This window comes from Allobosea sp. OAE752 (assembly GCF_050433265.1).
In the GTDB taxonomy this organism is placed as follows: Bacteria; Pseudomonadota; Alphaproteobacteria; order Rhizobiales; family Beijerinckiaceae; genus Allobosea; species Allobosea spartocytisi.
Genome location: NZ_JBNPXO010000008.1, coordinates 155,182 through 170,359, shown reverse-complemented (window position 1 = coordinate 170,359; position 15,178 = coordinate 155,182). Strand labels below are relative to the sequence as shown.

Sequence of the window (15,178 nt, the reverse complement as noted above, 5' to 3'; positions counted from 1 at the left end):
CTACCCGCCGCTCTTCAACAACCGCTGCTTGTCGCGATTCCAGTCGCGCTCTTTCTCGGTCTCGCGCTTGTCGTGGAGCTTCTTGCCCTTGCCGAGGCCGAGCTCGACCTTCGCCCTGCCCTTGTCGTTGAAATAGACCTTGAGCGGAATCAGGGCCATGCCCTCGCGCTGGACCGCGCCCATCAGCTTGTTGATCTCCCGCCTGTGAAGCAGGAGCTTCCGCGGCCGGCGGACCTCGTGATTGAAGCGGTTCGCCTCGAGATATTCCGGAATATGGGCGTTGAACAGGAAGAGCTCCGTCCCCATCGGGCCGGCATAGCTCTCGCCGATCGTCGCCTTGCCGCCGCGTAACGACTTGATCTCGGTCCCCTGCAGGGCGATGCCCGCCTCCACGGTTTCCTTGATCTCGTAGTTGAAGCGCGCCTTGCGATTATCGGCGGCGAGCCTGTAGCGCTCTGGATCGGGCTTTTTCATGCGTTCCCGCCGAATCCATGTTCCCTGACGAGCGCCGCCATCGCCTGCGATTCCGATTCAGGATCGGCGCTCAAGCCGTTGAGAACGCCGAGCTTGTCGTCCTCGCGCCGATTCTGGCTGAGCTTGAACTTGCCGATGATCGAGGCGATCTCGACCTCGATGCCGACGATGCCGCGGGTCTGTGCCGCGATGAAGGGCTCGGGCGCGTCGGTCACGGCCCAGGGTTCGGCGCGGGGCGCCTCCTGCTGCCGCGTCAGCGATTCGAGCTGGGCGCGCAGCCAGGCCGGGTCCTCGATGGTGCGGGCGGAACCGCGCACCTGCACCGTGACGTAGTTCCAGGTCGGCACGACCTTGCCGGTCTCGCGCTTGGTCGCATACCAGGCAGGCGTGACATAGCGCTCGACGCCGGTGAAGATCACCAGCGTCTCGGCACCGGCCGCGATCGCCTTCCATTGCGCGTTGGGTCGGGCGAGATGGGCCCGCAGCACGCCGTTCTCGCCGATATCCTCATGCAGGACGAAGGGCACGGGATTGGCGATCAGGCCGCCCTCGCCCACCGTCACCAGCGTGGCGAGCGGATGCTGGCGGATGACCGCGTGCAGTTGCGCGCGGTCCTCGACCTTGAAGTGACTGGGCTCGTACATCGTTCCGGTATCCCTGGCTTCGGCCGGGGCGACCGGTCGAACACAATCCCTATTTAGGCATTCATCAGCCCGGCGAAAACCATGGCCTCGCGGATCACCTTCCCCGTCGCCGGCGTCACCGGCAGCAGCGGCAGGCGGATCTCCTCCTCGATGCGGCCGAGCAGCTTCAGGCCATGCTTGGCGCCGGCGAGGCCCGGCTCCTTGAAGGTGGCGTCATGGAGCGGCACCAGCCGGTCCTGCACCTTCAACGCCTTGGCGTAATCGCCCTTGAGCGCAGCCTCCATCAGGTCGGCGCAGAGGCGCGGCGCGACATTGGCGACCACCGAGATGCAGCCATGACCGCCGGCCGCCATATAGGCCAACGCCGTCATGTCCTCGCCCGAGAGCTGGATGAAATCCGGCCCCATGGCGTGGCGCTGCTGCGAGACGCGGGCGAGGTTGGCGGTGGCGTCCTTCACTCCGGCGATGTTCTTGAGCTCGTAGAGCCGGGCCATCGTCTCGACCGACATGTCGACCACCGAGCGCGGCGGGATGTTGTAGATGATGATCGGAATGCCGACCGCGTCGTTCACCGCCTTGAAGTGCTGGTACATGCCCTCCTGGGTGGGCTTGTTGTAATAGGGCGTGACGACGAGGAGAGCGTTGGCGCCCGCCTTCTCGGCGTGAACGGCGAGGTCGATGGCTTCCGTCGTGTTGTTGGAGCCGGCACCGGCGATGACCGGAACGCGGCCCTTGTTCTGGGCGACGACGATCTCGACGACGCGCTTGTGCTCGTCATGGGAGAGCGTCGGGCTCTCGCCGGTGGTGCCGACCGGGACGAGGCCGGTCGAGCCGCTCTCGATCTGCCAATCGACCAGCGCCCGCAGCGCAGCCTCGTCGACCTTGCCGTCTTTGAACGGCGTGACCAGAGCGGGCATCGAGCCGGTAAAGGCGGGGTGCTTGGTCATGAGGACGATCCTGAAAGGCAGAAACACGGGGTTACGGGCCGTCACACATAAACCCTCACCTCGCCAAGGCAAAGCCAACAACCCATGAAATTGCGTGGCTTCATAGTTAAGCTTTCATCAACCCGCTTCCCCGACCATCATCCGATGCCAGCACGAGGATGGAGACACGCCATGGCCTCGCCTGCCCTCCGGCGACGATTGCCGGGCGTCCTGCTGCCTCTGATGCTCTGCGCCTCCACGACCCGGGCGGGCGACGACGGCATGCTCGCCAGCCAGCAGACGCTGGCCATGATCCGCGACGTCGAGACCACCAGCTCGCTGCCGCCCTATCCCCCTGCCGCGCTCCCGGGAGACGAAACGGTCAATCTCGAGATGGTGCGCTCGGCGGTCGCGGCCTATCGCAAGGGCGCGCTGGCGGACGGCGACGCCCTCGCAGCGCGGATCGACGAGCCGGGCACCCGCGCTTTGCTGGAATGGGTCGCGATCCATGCCAATGCCGGGGTCGTGCCCTTCACGCGGATCGACGCCTTCCTGCGCGATCACCCGAACTATCCGGCCACCACCCGGTTTCGACGCCGGGCCGAGGAGGCCCTGATCGCAGAAAAGAAGAGCCCCGCCGTCATCCGCGCCTTCTTCCACGGCCGGCAGCCGGTCTCGCCCTCCGGGCGCATCGCGCTGGCGCTGGCGCTCAAGGACGAAGGCAAGAGCGACGATGCGCTCGCCCTCATCCGGCAAAGCTGGCGCAAGGACCCGTTCGGGCAGGCGCTGGAGAAGATCGTCCTGGCGCAATTCGGCGATGCCTTGACCAGGGAAGACCATCGCCTGCGCACCGAGCGCTACCTGTTCCGCCAGGACGGGCCGGCGGCGCTGCGCAGCGCCGCGCGCGTCTCGGCCGACTATGTCCCGCTGGCCCGCGCCCGCATCGCCAGCGCCGCGGCCCGGCGGCCGATCTCCGAGAAGCTGATCTCGGCCGTGCCGGCCTCGTTGCGCGGCGACATCTCCTTCGCCTTCCTGCAGGCGCAGCAGGCGCGGCGCGGCGACAAGCTCGACGATGCCGCCAAGGCCCTGACGGCCATTCCGCGCGACCCGGCGCTGCTGGGCGACGGCGATGGCTGGTGGGAGGAACGGCGCATCCTGTCGCGCAAGCTGCTCGATGCCGGCAATGCGCAGAAAGCCTATGAGGTCGCGGCGGGGCATGGCGCCGAGGACGCGCCCGAACGCATCGAAGCCGAATGGCAGGCGGGCTTCATCGCATTGCGCTTCCTGAAGAACGCCGAGGCGGCGCTGAAGCATTTCGACGCTGCCGCCACCGTGGCGGAGACGCCGATTTCGGTGGCGCGCGCCGCCTATTGGCGCGGTCGCGCCTATGAGGCGCTCGACAAGCCGGAAGAAGCGAAAGCGGCCTTCGGGAAGGCGGCCGAACAGCCCGTCGCCTATTACGGGCAGCTCGCGCGGGCCAGGCTTGGCCTCGCCGACCTGCCGCTGCGGCTCACGGCCGCCGCCGGCCTCGATACGCTGCCGGGCCATCGCGGTGTGCGCCTGCTCTACAAGATCGGTGAGCGCGACCTCGCCAATCTGATGCTCGCCGATCTGGCGCAGCGCCTGCACACGGCCGCCGCGCTGGAGACGATCGCGGCCATCGCCCGCAAGGAGGCCGATGCGCGCACCCTCGTCGCCATCGGCAAATCCGCGCTGCAGCGAGGCTTCCCGCTCGACCAGGCGGCCTATCCGACCCATGGCGTGCCGGATTTCGACGTGCTGGGCGATCCGATGGAGCGCGCCATCGTCCACGCCATCGCGCGGCAGGAAAGCGCCTTCGACCCGACCGCCATGTCGCAGGCCGGCGCGCGGGGGCTGATGCAGATGATGCCGGCGACCGCCCGCGAGACGGCGCGCCGGGCCGGCCTGCCCTTCGACTGGGAGAAGCTGGGGCAGGATCCGCTCTATGCGGCGCGCATGGGCGCGGCCCATCTCAACGACCTGCTCAGGGAATGGCGCGGCTCCTACATCCTGACCTTCGCCGCCTATAATGCCGGCTCGCCCAATGTGAAGAAGTGGATCGCCGCCTATGGCGACCCGCGCGATCCGGAAGTCGATGCCGTCGACTGGGTCGAGCGCATTCCTTTCTCCGAGACGCGCAACTACGTCCAGCGCGTGATGGAGAATCTGCAGGTCTACCGGCAGCGGCTGAACCAGCGTACCGCCTATCTGATCGACTACGACTTGAAGCGGGGCGGCCGACGCGATTAGCTCGGGGGATGGACACCGGCTTCGCTTCCCGCTTCTTCACGGCTTCCGACGGGCTCAGGCTGCATGCCCGCGATTACGGCCCCCTCGCCTCGCCGGCGCTGCCGGTGATCTGCCTGCCTGGCTTCGCCCGTACCGCCGCCGATTTCCACGAGGTCGCACTCGCATTGTCGCAGGACGAGACGAAGCCGCGCCGCGTGCTCGCGCTGGATTATCGCGGGCGCGGCCTCTCGGCCTATGACGCCAACTGGAAGAACTACGACATCCGCGTCGAACTCGACGATTTGATGCAGGTGCTGGTGGTCGCCGGCATCGAGCGGGCGGCGTTCATCGGCACCTCGCGCGGCGGCCTGCTCACCATGGCGCTGGCGGCGGCGCGGCCTGCCGTCATCACGGGCGTGGTGTTCAACGATGTCGGCCCGGTCATCGATGCGCGCGGGCTGCTGCGCATCCGCGGCTATGTCGGCAAACTGCCCAAGCCGCGCAGCTTTTCGGAGGGCGCGGAGATCCTGAAGCGGCTCTCCGACCAGCAATTTCCGCTGCTGGGCGATGCCGAATGGGACTTGATGGCGCGGCGGACCTGGACCGATCGCGACGGGCCGCTGCGGCCGGACTACGACACCAACCTGATGAAGGTGCTGGAAGAGCTCGACCTCGAAGCGCCGCTGCCGGTGCTCTGGCCCTATTTCGAGGCCTTGCAGGGCGTGCCGGTTCTGGCGATCCGCGGCGCGAATTCCGACCTGCTCGCCGAGAAAACCTTGCAGGAGATGGCCGAACGCCACCCGGATTGCGAGACCCATGTGGCGCCCGGACAAGGCCATGCGCCGCTGCTCGGCAGCAAGGACATGATCCGCCGCATCGGCAAGCTTATCGCCAAGGCGGAGCGGCGGGCGGGCTAGATCGCGGCGCGTCCGGTCCGATGCGTCAGGATTTCGCCTTCGCGCGCTCGGCCTTCAGCGTCCGCGAATGCTGCGTGTCGCCGCCATGGGCGAGGATTCCGGCGTCCTCGCGCCAGTTCTCGGAAAGGCCACGGCCGGGCGCCCCTGCGAAGGCGGAGGCATAGCGCATCTCCTCGTCGCCGAGAGCGGCGATCTGGTCGAAATGCCAGATGCCGAGCCGGTTGAGATCGGCTGCGATCGCCGGTCCGATGCCCTTGATCAGCGTCAGATCGTCGGGCTTGCCATCCCGCGCCGCGGCGAGCAGATGTTCCGGCCGCCGCCCTTCGAAGCCGTCGCCTTCGAGCGCCGCGACATTGCCCTGCCCGGCCGAGCCGTCATCACGCGAGGTCTCGACGAGCCCGGCGCGGGCGCGGTCGGCGAATTCCGTGGTCTCGCCGGTGGCCAGGCGCTTCGCCTGACCGACCCAGTCCTCGCGCTCGATGCGACCGTGAAAAGCGAGATAGCCCCCGATCCATTCGACGTTCTCCGGAGTCCAGGCGGCGATCTGCTCGAAATGCCAGATGCCGAGCCCGTGCAGGCGCCCCTCGTTCTGCCGGCCGATCCCCTTGATGAGCTTGAGGTCGTCGGCCTTGCCGCCGCGCGCCTCGGCCAATGCGGCAGGCCTCTGGCCGGGCAGCGCCTCCTCGTTCTCGACGGGCGGAAGCGTCCGGCCGGCATCTGCCGGTGCCTGAACCGCGGCAATGGCGGGCTCGTTGGCCGCAACCGGCACGGCCGTCGATACGGTCGCAACCGAGGCGGTGGCCGTTTCCTTCACATCATCGTCGAGCGGGTGCAGCAGCGTGCCCGCCACGCAGCCGAGCCAATAGACCGCGACGAAGAGCAAGGCCGTTTCGAGCCACATCGCCGCCACGCCGTTGACGAGCTGCAACCAGGCCAGGGCCGCGCCGCAAAGCCAGAGCAAGGCGACGAGGCTCCAGCCACGACTCCAGAAGCGGCGCGCAGACCCGCTCTGGCTGATCCAGCCCATGACGAAGCCCAGCACGAGAGCGGCCAGGAGAAACCAGACGAACCGGCTGGCGAGATAGAGCATGGTCCCCTCCCTACTTCGCCACCGTGAACTGAACCCGGCGGTTCATCTCGCGCGCCTGGGCGGCGCCATAGGGCAACAGCGGCCGCGTGCTGCCATAGCCCTTCACCACGAGCTGGGCGGGATCGATGCCGCGCCGCGCCAGTTCGTCCCGCACGCGCTCGGCCCGCCGCATCGACAGGTCGAGATTGTCGAAGCCGCGCCATTCGCCGTCGCGATTGGCGTGGCCCTCGATGGTGACGCGCGCGCCCGGGCATTTCTTCAGAATGGACGCAGCCTCGCCGATGACGCGCTCGGTCACGGGGTCGAGATCGACCACCGCGGTGCCTTGCGCGAACAGCACCGGGTTCTGCCGGGTCAATCCGTCGAGGTCGTTCTGGCAGCTCGCCGGCGGATCGACGACGCAACCGGTCTGGCGCTGGCTGACGACGACATCCGCGGAGAAGCCGGGCGGCAGGCCCGTCGCGGCGCTGGTCTCGACCTCGCTCCTGATCAGGTCCCGGCAAGTGAGGCCCCGCAACATGACCGTCCGGTCGGTGAGCGTCGCCGAGCCGATGTCGAGCCGCAGCAGATCGGCGAGCACGGCCTTGGCGGCCTGGGCGAAGCCGTCCGGTGCCCCAGGCAGAATCACGGTCGTGTCCTCGAGCTTGCCGGCGAGCGGCGTTTCCGCGACGAGGGCGTGCAACGCCGCGCGCGTCGCCTCATCCGGCAGGTAGCCGGAGAAGGCCGCGCCACCGCGATCGGCCGAGAGCGACAGGCCATAAGGCCGGACCGTCACCGTTGCCATGGCGGACGGCAGCACGAGTCCCGCGGGGCGGGCACCGGCCAGCAAGGCCTGCAAGCCCTGCCAGCCTGCCGCATCGGCGGCTTCGCCCGCGATCGAGAGGGCATTGTCGCGGATCGAGACCGATCCGGCCTTGAGCTTCGACAGCGCCTCCAGCGCGTAGCCGGCCGAAGCGGCGAAGTCGGCGGCAGAGGAGCCGCCCGCCGCAAGCTCCATGCGGTCCTCCACTGTCGCACCGCCGAAGAGCCGTCCGGCCTGTGCGAGAAGGCTGGCTTTGGCCCCCGCATCGGGCACGGCCCCGGACAGCGTCAGCCGCTCTCCGGAAAGCCGGGCCGTCCAGGGGGCGACCGGAACCGGTTTCGCCGGCGGTGCCGGCGCTTGCGGCGCGGCAGCCGAAGCCGCGGGCGGCGCTCCGGATGGGGATGATTGCCCCCGAGTGCCGCGATCGGGTCCGGGCGCCGGAATCACATCATGCAGGACCGGGCCCGGAATCTCCGGCAAGGGCGGCATGACCGGCTCAGGGGGCGCCGGGGGGCATTCGATCGTCGCCTGCGCGACCGAGTCGGGACCATCGAGCTGCGCGATCTGCAGCCGGAGCGCCTGGCAGGCGGCATAATCGCTCGGGCCGAGGCCCGAAAGCTTATAGGCATCGCCATCGATCTCCGCCTTGCCGGTTCTGAGCCGGGCCAGTTCCGAAGCGGCGCGCCTCACCTTTGCGAGGAAAGCGGACGGCGCGCCGATGCCCGGCAACATCCCGTCACGGATCGCGACAGGTGACGGAAAGGCCGTCTGGAAGGCCGCGAGAATCTGCCGTCGCGTCGCCTCGTCGGGAACGAAGCCTTGGATCTCGACCGCGTCGGGCGTCGTGTGGGCCGCACTCCAGCGATAGGGCGAGATCGTCGGCGGCTCGAGCCCGCAGGACACGGCGCTGAACCCGGCAACCGGGGGCTTCGTGCCGATCGCCTCCAAGGCCAGAAACGCCTCGGGGGTTGCGGCCTTGCCCTCGATGCAGAAGCGACCGTCATCCAGCGCGATCCGCCCGGTCGCCAGCCGAGGCAAGGCGGCGATCATCGCGGCGCTCATGGCCGCGAATCCCTGGGGAGCACCGAAAGCGACCGTCTGGCGATCGTCGATCCTGAGACCCGGCAAGGCCGCGCCGGCCGCGGCGACATTGGCATCCGCGACCGCGAGGTCGGGCACGAAGCCACCGATGGTCACGACATTGGGCAAGCGGCTGACGAACCAGGAATAGGGCTTCTGGGCAACGACCTGGGAGAGACCGCCGAGAGCCCGGCGCACGCCGAACTCCCCGCGCAGTTGGGCCATGGCCTTGGCCGCCCCGTCTGACGACATGACCTCGCCGCCGATCGTGACGTCGCGCCCCTCGACCTGCGCGGTCACCGGCCTCGCCCCCGGAGTGGCTCCTGCGCTCGCCTCCACGGCCCGCTCGGCCCGGTTGGCGACATCCCGCTGGATCGCATCGTCGAGAAGCAGATTGCCCGCGCCCCAGAGCAGCGCCAGCGGAATCACGCCCCAGAGCCAGCGCGTCGGTTGAGACATCGTTCGCCCCTCATTCCCCGCCGCCCCCGCAGCGAAGCCAGCCAGATCGCAGCCACGCATCCGCGCGGACGCAACGTCGCGATCCGTTCTTTTATCCCAACACAGGATCGTTCCGACAAGGGGATGCCACGTTTCGGGCCAAGGCTCCAGCCCATCGCCTCGATGGCATTGCAATCAAGGGGTTGGAGCCAATTCCCAAGTTATCGAATCAAGCTGGCGCAGCGCCGTCGTCACCCGCCAGGACCATGCGTCGGGCCGCTCGGCTCAATCAGTCCGGATCGGCCGGAGCCGCCAGCGACGACCATCGGCGGACAGATAGACAACAAAAAAAGCCCCGGGTTTCCCCGGGGCTTCCGACTAGGATCGCGAGAGGCGATCAGAAGTCGCGCTGGATGCGCAGGCGGCCAGCAACCGAGTCTTCCGACTTGATGCCGAGGAGCGCGCTGCGAGCGTTGCCGTTGTTCACGAGGCCGACCGGCGAACGAACATCGAGGTGCGAGTAGAGCACTTCGACGCCGATATCCAGGCCGGAGACCGGCGACCAGATCAGGTTGGCAGCGAGCAGGAACTCCTTCGGGTCAGCCGAGCGAGCGGTGACGCCGTTGAAAGCAACCGCAGCGGCGTCGAGGTACTTGAGCTTCAGCTCAGAGTACGAACCGGTGATCTCGGTGCGCAGGGTGGGGGTCCAGAAGTGGCGGAACGCCGCAACAACCGACCAGCCCTTCGAGTTCTCGACATTGCCGGTGATCGGGTTGATCGCGGCATCAGCCAGCGTCAGACCACCGATGCGGCCGAGGCCGAGGCTGCCAGCGGACCAGCCGAGGTAGCCGAGAGCGCCGTCAGCATAAGCAGCCTGCAGCCAGAAGGCGTCGCCAGCAGCGAGCATCGGCAGGTTGATCTTCACGCCGCCCTGGACGGCCCAGATCATCTCGTCGCCGTTGACAGCGTTGAGAGCCGCAGCCGTGGCGTACTTACGCTGGCCGACAGCGCCGGACAGCTGAGCCGAACCCCAGCCCTGATCGACGCGCAGCGACGCGATCAGATCCGGATAGTCCTGGCCCTGAACGACGGCCGCAGCAGCGGCGCCGCCAACCAGCGCGTTGAAGGCAACGCCCGGCAGCTCGCGGCCGGTCGTGCCCGAGGTGCGGTCTTCCGCCGAGATCGTGGCCGAGAAGCCCGAACCGAAGGTGGCGGTGTAGGCCAGCAGGTTGACGCGCGAGTCAGCCGTACGAACCGAAGCGAAGTTCAGGTCCGAAGCGTAGAAGTCGAAGAACGACTGAGCGCGACCAGCGGTGATCGGGCCGAACTGGACGAAGGCCAGGTCGAGCAGCGAGCCGGTGGAGGTCGACGAAGCGCCGCGGACGAAGCCCGGGACGGTCGCGCCGACGTTGAACGGGGTGACGCCGCCGGCGCCGTAGATGCCGGTGTTGTTCGTCAGCTCGTAGCGGATGAAGGTGCGCAGCGTGCCGTAGGCGGTCGCGGTGCGGACGTCGATGTTCAGACGGCCACGAGCGCGGGTGCCGTAGGCATCCTGATAGTCGCTGTAGCGGGTGCCGATAGCGTACTCGGCGCGAACGCGGCCCGAGATGCGCAGGCAGGAGTCGGTGCCCGGGATGTAGAAGAAGCCGGCACCGTAGGCGGTGCAGACGCGAACGTATTCGACCGGAGCGGCCTTCCGCGAGGGAAGGTCAGCGGCCTGAGCCCCGGCGACCGCGGCGATGCCGGCGGCGGAACCGAGGAGGAGGCTCTTGACGAGCTTCATTTGGTAACCTCCAAAAGAGTTTCGAGACCCTCGGGCTTCGGCTTGCCCCCCGCCCCAGACTTGTCGTCTGATCGCAGAACCTGCCTCTTCCCGGTCTTTCGCCCACGTCCCTGACCCAATTCAGAGGCGAAGACGAAAAACAGCGACCGGGAACGTCCCGACGCATTTCCACCATACGAAAGCGGACTTGCCGATCAACCATGATCGGACCCCAGAGGTCGCCTGGGGGGTGCTTTGGAAACTGGTGTTGCAGGCGAGCCACGCTTTGACCGCCGAAATTCACAAAGCGTTAACCAGACCAGCCCGCGAGGCCGGTGTTTTGGCGCTGCAACATGGCTTTGACGGCGAATCTCGGGGGCGAATCCCCGTATGCCGGCCGAATCCCGCGAGTCAGTATTCCCACTCGGCGCCGACGCCGACCGCAGCGCTGCCATCCGCGCCCGTCTCGGCCTGCAGCTTCAGGCGCTTGGTGACGTCGATGCCGACCGAGACGCCGCTGTCCTCCGGCTTGGCGCCGACCTTCACCCCGACCGAGACATTATCGCTGATGTAGCGCGAGGCGCCCACGGTCGGGCCGCCCTCGCCCATCTGGATGTCGAGATTGTCGACGCCCAGCGATTTGCGCAGCCGTTCGAAGGTGTCGTCTCCGCCGCCACCGGCGAACTGCGCCGCCGCCTGCGCGAGCTGAACCGCCTGGAAGGGCGAGAGCGAGCCCGAAGCCCGCGCGAAGAGCAGCCGCGACAGCACCTCGTCCTGCGGCAGTTGCGGCTCGGAGGTGAAGGCGAAGGCCGGCTGATCGGCCGGGCCGCTGACGATGATCTTGGCGGTCACGTCGGCGGCGCGGGTCTCGGCGACGAAATCAAGATCGGGAATCAGGCCGCCGGCGAAGGTCAGCCGCCCGCGGCTGAAGTCGAGACGCTGGGTCAGCACGTTGAGCCGGCCGCGGCGCAGATCGAAGCCGCCGTCGAGCGCGGGAGCCGCCAGCGTGCCGCCGACGCGAATCTCGCCGCCGAGTTCGGCGTCGATGCCGCGCCCCCGAATGAAGACGCGGCTCGGGGCCGAGACGGTGACGGCCAGCGCCGCATCGAAGGCCGGCGCGGCCCGGCCACGGCTGCCACGCGCCTTCTGCGCCTTGCGCGCGGCGGCAAGACGAGCGGCAGCGGTGCCCTTGGCATTGACGTGCTTGATGCCGTCGACCGGCCTGAGCGAAGCCGGTAGGCGATCGGGCACCGCGACATCCAGCGAGACGACGTCGATCCGTCCGCTGATGCGCGGACGCTGCGTCAGCGGGCCGGAGATCTCGAGATTGAGCCCGGCGACAGCGGTGACGAGACCGCTAGAGACGAGCTGGGCGCGATTGCCCTGGATGCGGATCGTGCCCGGGAAGCCGGCGGCGGGATCGACCTTGACCTGCCCGCTCGCCGAAATCGTGCCGCCATTGGGCGTGCTCGCTGAGGCGCTGTCGATCGTCAGGTTGTCGCCATTGGCCGCGACGCGCGCCCGCATATCGGTGAGGCGCACGCCCTGCAGCGCATCGGTGAAGCTGCCATTGGAGAGCGTGGCGCTGCCGCTGAGGCGCGGCGCCGTGGGCGTGCCCTCGGCGCGCATGTCGATGGCGACCGCGCCGGTCAGGCGCTGGCCGTTGACCGCGAGCATGGGGTTGGCGAGTGCGGCGTCGAGACGCCCCTGCGCAGCCAGAGACAGGGCACCGGCCGCATTGAGCGGGGCGGTGCCACGCAGAGTCAGGCTCGCGCCGCGGCCGGCATTGAGGGTCGCCTCGACGCTGGTGGCGTTGCCCTTGAAGGCGCCCTGCCCCGCGATCTCGACCGGCGGCAAGCCGGCCTGCTGCGTCTCCGGCGTCACCAAACGGGCGATCCGCAGGTTCCAGGGGCCGGACAGCGCATCCGGCCTGCCCTGAACCTGTGCCTGCGCGTTGAGCGTGCCCGAGAGGTTGAGGCTCGGCGCCACGATGCGCGCAGCCGAGAGAGGCACGTCGCGCGCGACGAAACGCAGGTCGAGCGTCTCGCCCGCCTTGCCGTCGAGCGTGACGCGGCCGCCATCGATCGCGAGCGCGAGCCCGGCGATCTCGACGCCCGAGGCCGGAAAGCTGAAGGTTGCGGGATTGGCGAGCGTGATGGCGCGGCCGTCGCGGCGGGCGTCGAAGGAGGCGACCTCAAGCTTCAGCGGCTCGCCCGGCACCAATCGGCCGGCACCCTTCAGGGCGAAACCGCGCGCATTGGCACTGAGCGTGAAGGCGCTGGCCTCGGGCGCGCCCTTCGAATCGAAGCGGATCGCGCTGATCGTCTCGCCGGCCGCGACGGCGCGGTCGATGGCGATAGCGGCATCGAGCATCGGACGCCCATAGAGGTCCTTCGCACCGAGGGTTGCGTCGAGCTTGTCGATCGAGACGGAAGGCCCGGCGAGCTTGGTGCCGCGCGCGGTCAGGTCGATGTTCTGGCGGCCTTCCGGGGTCGCAAGCGTGATGTCGGCATCGAGCTGGCCGCCGAGCTTGGTCAGCGCCAGCGCCGAGAGATCGTCGAGATTGCGAGCGGCGAGCGTCAGGCGGCCGGCGGCGCGGCTGGCCGGATCGAGCGTCACAGCACCGTTGAGGCGCACCGAGCCGATGGCGAGGTCGAGCTGGGAGAGGTTCCAGCCATCGTCCGGCTGGCGGTTCAGCGCGATCGTGCCGGTTGCCGGCTTGGCGTCGATCTCACCGGCGAGGGTAATGCGGGAATCGAGCGCACCCTGCAAATCCTTGACCACGGCGTCGATGGCGAGCCGCGGGATCGGCCTTGCCAGCGCGGTCGCATTGGCAACGGCGATGCGGGCGGTGGCATCGAGCTTCCTGAGCGGGCCGGTGATCTGCGCATTGACGTCACCTCGGCCGGAGAGGCGTGGATCGGCGCGCTTGAGGTCCGGCAGGGCGAGCGCGAGCTTGAGGTCCGAGGCATTCTGTCCGAGCGCCCCGTCGGCGGTGAAGCTTGCATGCTGGCCCGCCACCTTGAGCCCGGAGACGGTGTAGTCGCCGGCAAGCGCGTTGACCTTGCCGGCGAGCGTGAGGCTGCCGGCGAGCAGCCGGTCGATAACGGCCTCGCCGGTGGCGAGGCGCTCGGCCTTGCCGCTTAGCGTTGCGGCATAGCTGCTGAGCTTGGGCGTGGCGTCGAGCTCGGCGGCGATCTCGGCCCTGCCTCCGAGCGGGCGCCGGGCGAGGCCGCTCAGCCGGGCGAGATCGGGCAACACCGCCTTGAGCTGGCCGAGAACGCGGGCCTGACCGAGCTTGCCCTTGTAATCCAGCTCGATGCCGGAGAGCGCCAGGCGCAGCGTCTCGAAATCGGCGGTGGCGTCATCATTGCCGGTGCCGCGCAAGGTGAAGGTCACCTTGTCGCCGACGGCCTTGGCCAAAGCCTGATCCGTCAGGGCGATGCCGCTCGCCTCTCCGTCGCTGGTCAGCGCGATGCGGCTGCCGGGCTCGCCGATCGTGCCGCTCGGCGTGGCGTTGAAGGTCAGCCCCACCTTGCCGAAGCGGCCCGCCGGCAGCTTCGCGTCCTCGGCGTCCAGCTTGGCGGCAACGATCGGGCCGGCGACGGGGCCGCGGATCGTCGCGTCGAAGGCGAGCTTGCCGATCTCGGCGCCGGAGGCCACGGTGCGGCCCTCCGCATTGGGGCGTGCGGCGGCAGTGACGCGCAGGTCGAGCGTCCTGTCGGCGTTGTAGCGGCCGAGCACATCGAGCCGCGCCAGTGCGGAGACGAGCGCGAGGTTGCGGATGTCGACGCCGCCGCCATCGGCGAAGCCGACCGCGCCGTCGAGCCGGGTGGAGCCCGCGAAGACCGGCGCCACCGGCGCCGGCATCAGCCCCTCGATGCGGGCATCGAGCGCGAGCGCAAGCTGCCGCTCCGCACCGGCGCGGTTGAGCGTCGCCGAGCCGTCCGCGCCAATGGTCGGCCCGGCCGTGAAGGTCAGGTTCGAACGGAAGGAATCGAGTGGTCCGTCGCCGTTCAGGTCGAGCTTGACCGGCGGCTCCCCCGGCAGCCCAGCCGCCTTCGAGATCAGGCCGCCGGCCGGCTCGTCGAGCTTGGCTGCCAGCCTCAGCCGCGTGCTTTCCGGCACGAAGGACAGGTCGACATTGAAGTTCCCGCCCATATCGAGCCGCCGCGCCTCGAATTTGAGGTCGAGACCCTCATTGGGGGGACCGAGCCGCGCGGCACCGGTCGCGCCAAGCCGTGCCGCCGCACCGATGACCGGCTCGCCGAGCACGAGTTCGTTGAGCTGGAAGGCGCGCAGGATCACCTTGAGCGGCAATTCCGGCAGGATCGGCCCGTCATTCGCGGGGACCGTCCCGGCGGGCGGCGGCGCCGGCCGGCGCAGGATCTCGAGCTTGCCGATCTCCAGCCGGTCGACATCGAGCCGGCGCAGCAGCAGCGCGCTGCGGGTCCAGACCAGACGGACGCGGTCGAGCCTGAGCCAGACGCCGTCGCGATCCGAGAGCGCGATGTCGCGGATCTCGACATCGGAGGACAGCGCGCCGTTGACCTCGCCAATCGAGACCTGGCTGGTGTCGCTGGAGAGCGCCTTCGAGATCAGGTCTGCGACGACACCGCGATCGGTCTGGGCATTCTGGGCGAAGCCGCCGAAATGAGCCGAGGCGAGAAGGCCGACCGTCAGCAGCAGGGCGAAGAGCGCCAGAGACATTCCACGCTTCTTCGCAGCACGGAATGTCTCCGGGTTTCTGCTGGCGCGCATTTTCTTCACGCGAAACGGTGCCCACTTCGCTTGA

General features: G+C 68.8%; 9 protein-coding genes. 2 read left to right on the top strand and 7 right to left on the bottom strand.

The window, feature by feature from the left end:
* Genes smpB through dapA form a run of 3 tightly spaced genes read right to left on the bottom strand, consistent with a single transcriptional unit; the run spans nt 1 to nt 2,065 of the window.
* Nucleotides 1–474: an SsrA-binding protein SmpB gene (gene smpB, locus GGC47_RS20255; RefSeq protein WP_038368346.1), complete on the bottom strand. Its 474-nt coding sequence runs from the start codon at nt 472–474 to the stop codon at nt 1–3.
* A complete protein-coding gene (locus tag GGC47_RS20250) occupies nt 471–1,118 on the bottom strand; it encodes an FMN-binding negative transcriptional regulator (RefSeq protein WP_113254590.1) in 648 nt (215 codons plus the stop codon). Before GGC47_RS20250 ends, smpB begins: the two co-directional genes overlap by 4 nt.
* 53 nt (nt 1,119–1,171) lie before the next feature.
* Nucleotides 1,172–2,065: a 4-hydroxy-tetrahydrodipicolinate synthase gene (dapA, locus tag GGC47_RS20245; RefSeq protein ID WP_038368349.1), complete on the bottom strand. Its 894-nt coding sequence runs from the start codon at nt 2,063–2,065 to the stop codon at nt 1,172–1,174.
* Between the two features lie 171 nt (nt 2,066–2,236).
* Here dapA and GGC47_RS20240 point away from each other — a divergent pair, with 171 nt between their 5' ends.
* Nucleotides 2,237–4,315 (top strand): transglycosylase SLT domain-containing protein, encoded by a 2,079-nt coding sequence (locus GGC47_RS20240; protein ID WP_185747820.1) that lies wholly within the window; start codon nt 2,237–2,239, stop codon nt 4,313–4,315.
* A gap of 8 nt (nt 4,316–4,323) precedes the next feature.
* Nucleotides 4,324–5,211 (top strand): alpha/beta fold hydrolase, encoded by an 888-nt coding sequence (locus tag GGC47_RS20235; protein WP_038368350.1) that lies wholly within the window; start codon nt 4,324–4,326, stop codon nt 5,209–5,211.
* A gap of 25 nt (nt 5,212–5,236) precedes the next feature.
* On the opposite strand, the gene GGC47_RS20230 is transcribed toward GGC47_RS20235, so the two are convergent.
* From GGC47_RS20230 to GGC47_RS20215, 4 genes are all read right to left on the bottom strand, one after another.
* Nucleotides 5,237–6,301 carry a hypothetical protein gene (locus GGC47_RS20230; protein ID WP_370954119.1) on the bottom strand — a complete coding sequence of 355 codons (1,065 nt, stop codon included), beginning with the start codon at nt 6,299–6,301 and terminating at the stop codon, nt 5,237–5,239.
* Nucleotides 6,302–6,311: 10 nt separating this feature from the next.
* The gene (locus GGC47_RS20225; protein WP_429068651.1) at nt 6,312–8,642 is read right to left on the bottom strand and encodes an OmpA family protein; all 2,331 of its coding nucleotides are present in this window, start codon (nt 8,640–8,642) and stop codon (nt 6,312–6,314) included.
* Nucleotides 8,643–9,018: 376 nt separating this feature from the next.
* The gene (locus GGC47_RS20220; RefSeq protein WP_142020688.1) at nt 9,019–10,404 is read right to left on the bottom strand and encodes a porin; all 1,386 of its coding nucleotides are present in this window, start codon (nt 10,402–10,404) and stop codon (nt 9,019–9,021) included.
* Nucleotides 10,405–10,794: 390 nt separating this feature from the next.
* Entirely contained in the window at nt 10,795–15,093 is a 4,299-nt protein-coding gene (locus tag GGC47_RS20215) for a translocation/assembly module TamB domain-containing protein (protein WP_429068650.1), read from the bottom strand.
* Nucleotides 15,094–15,178 lie beyond the last annotated feature (85 nt).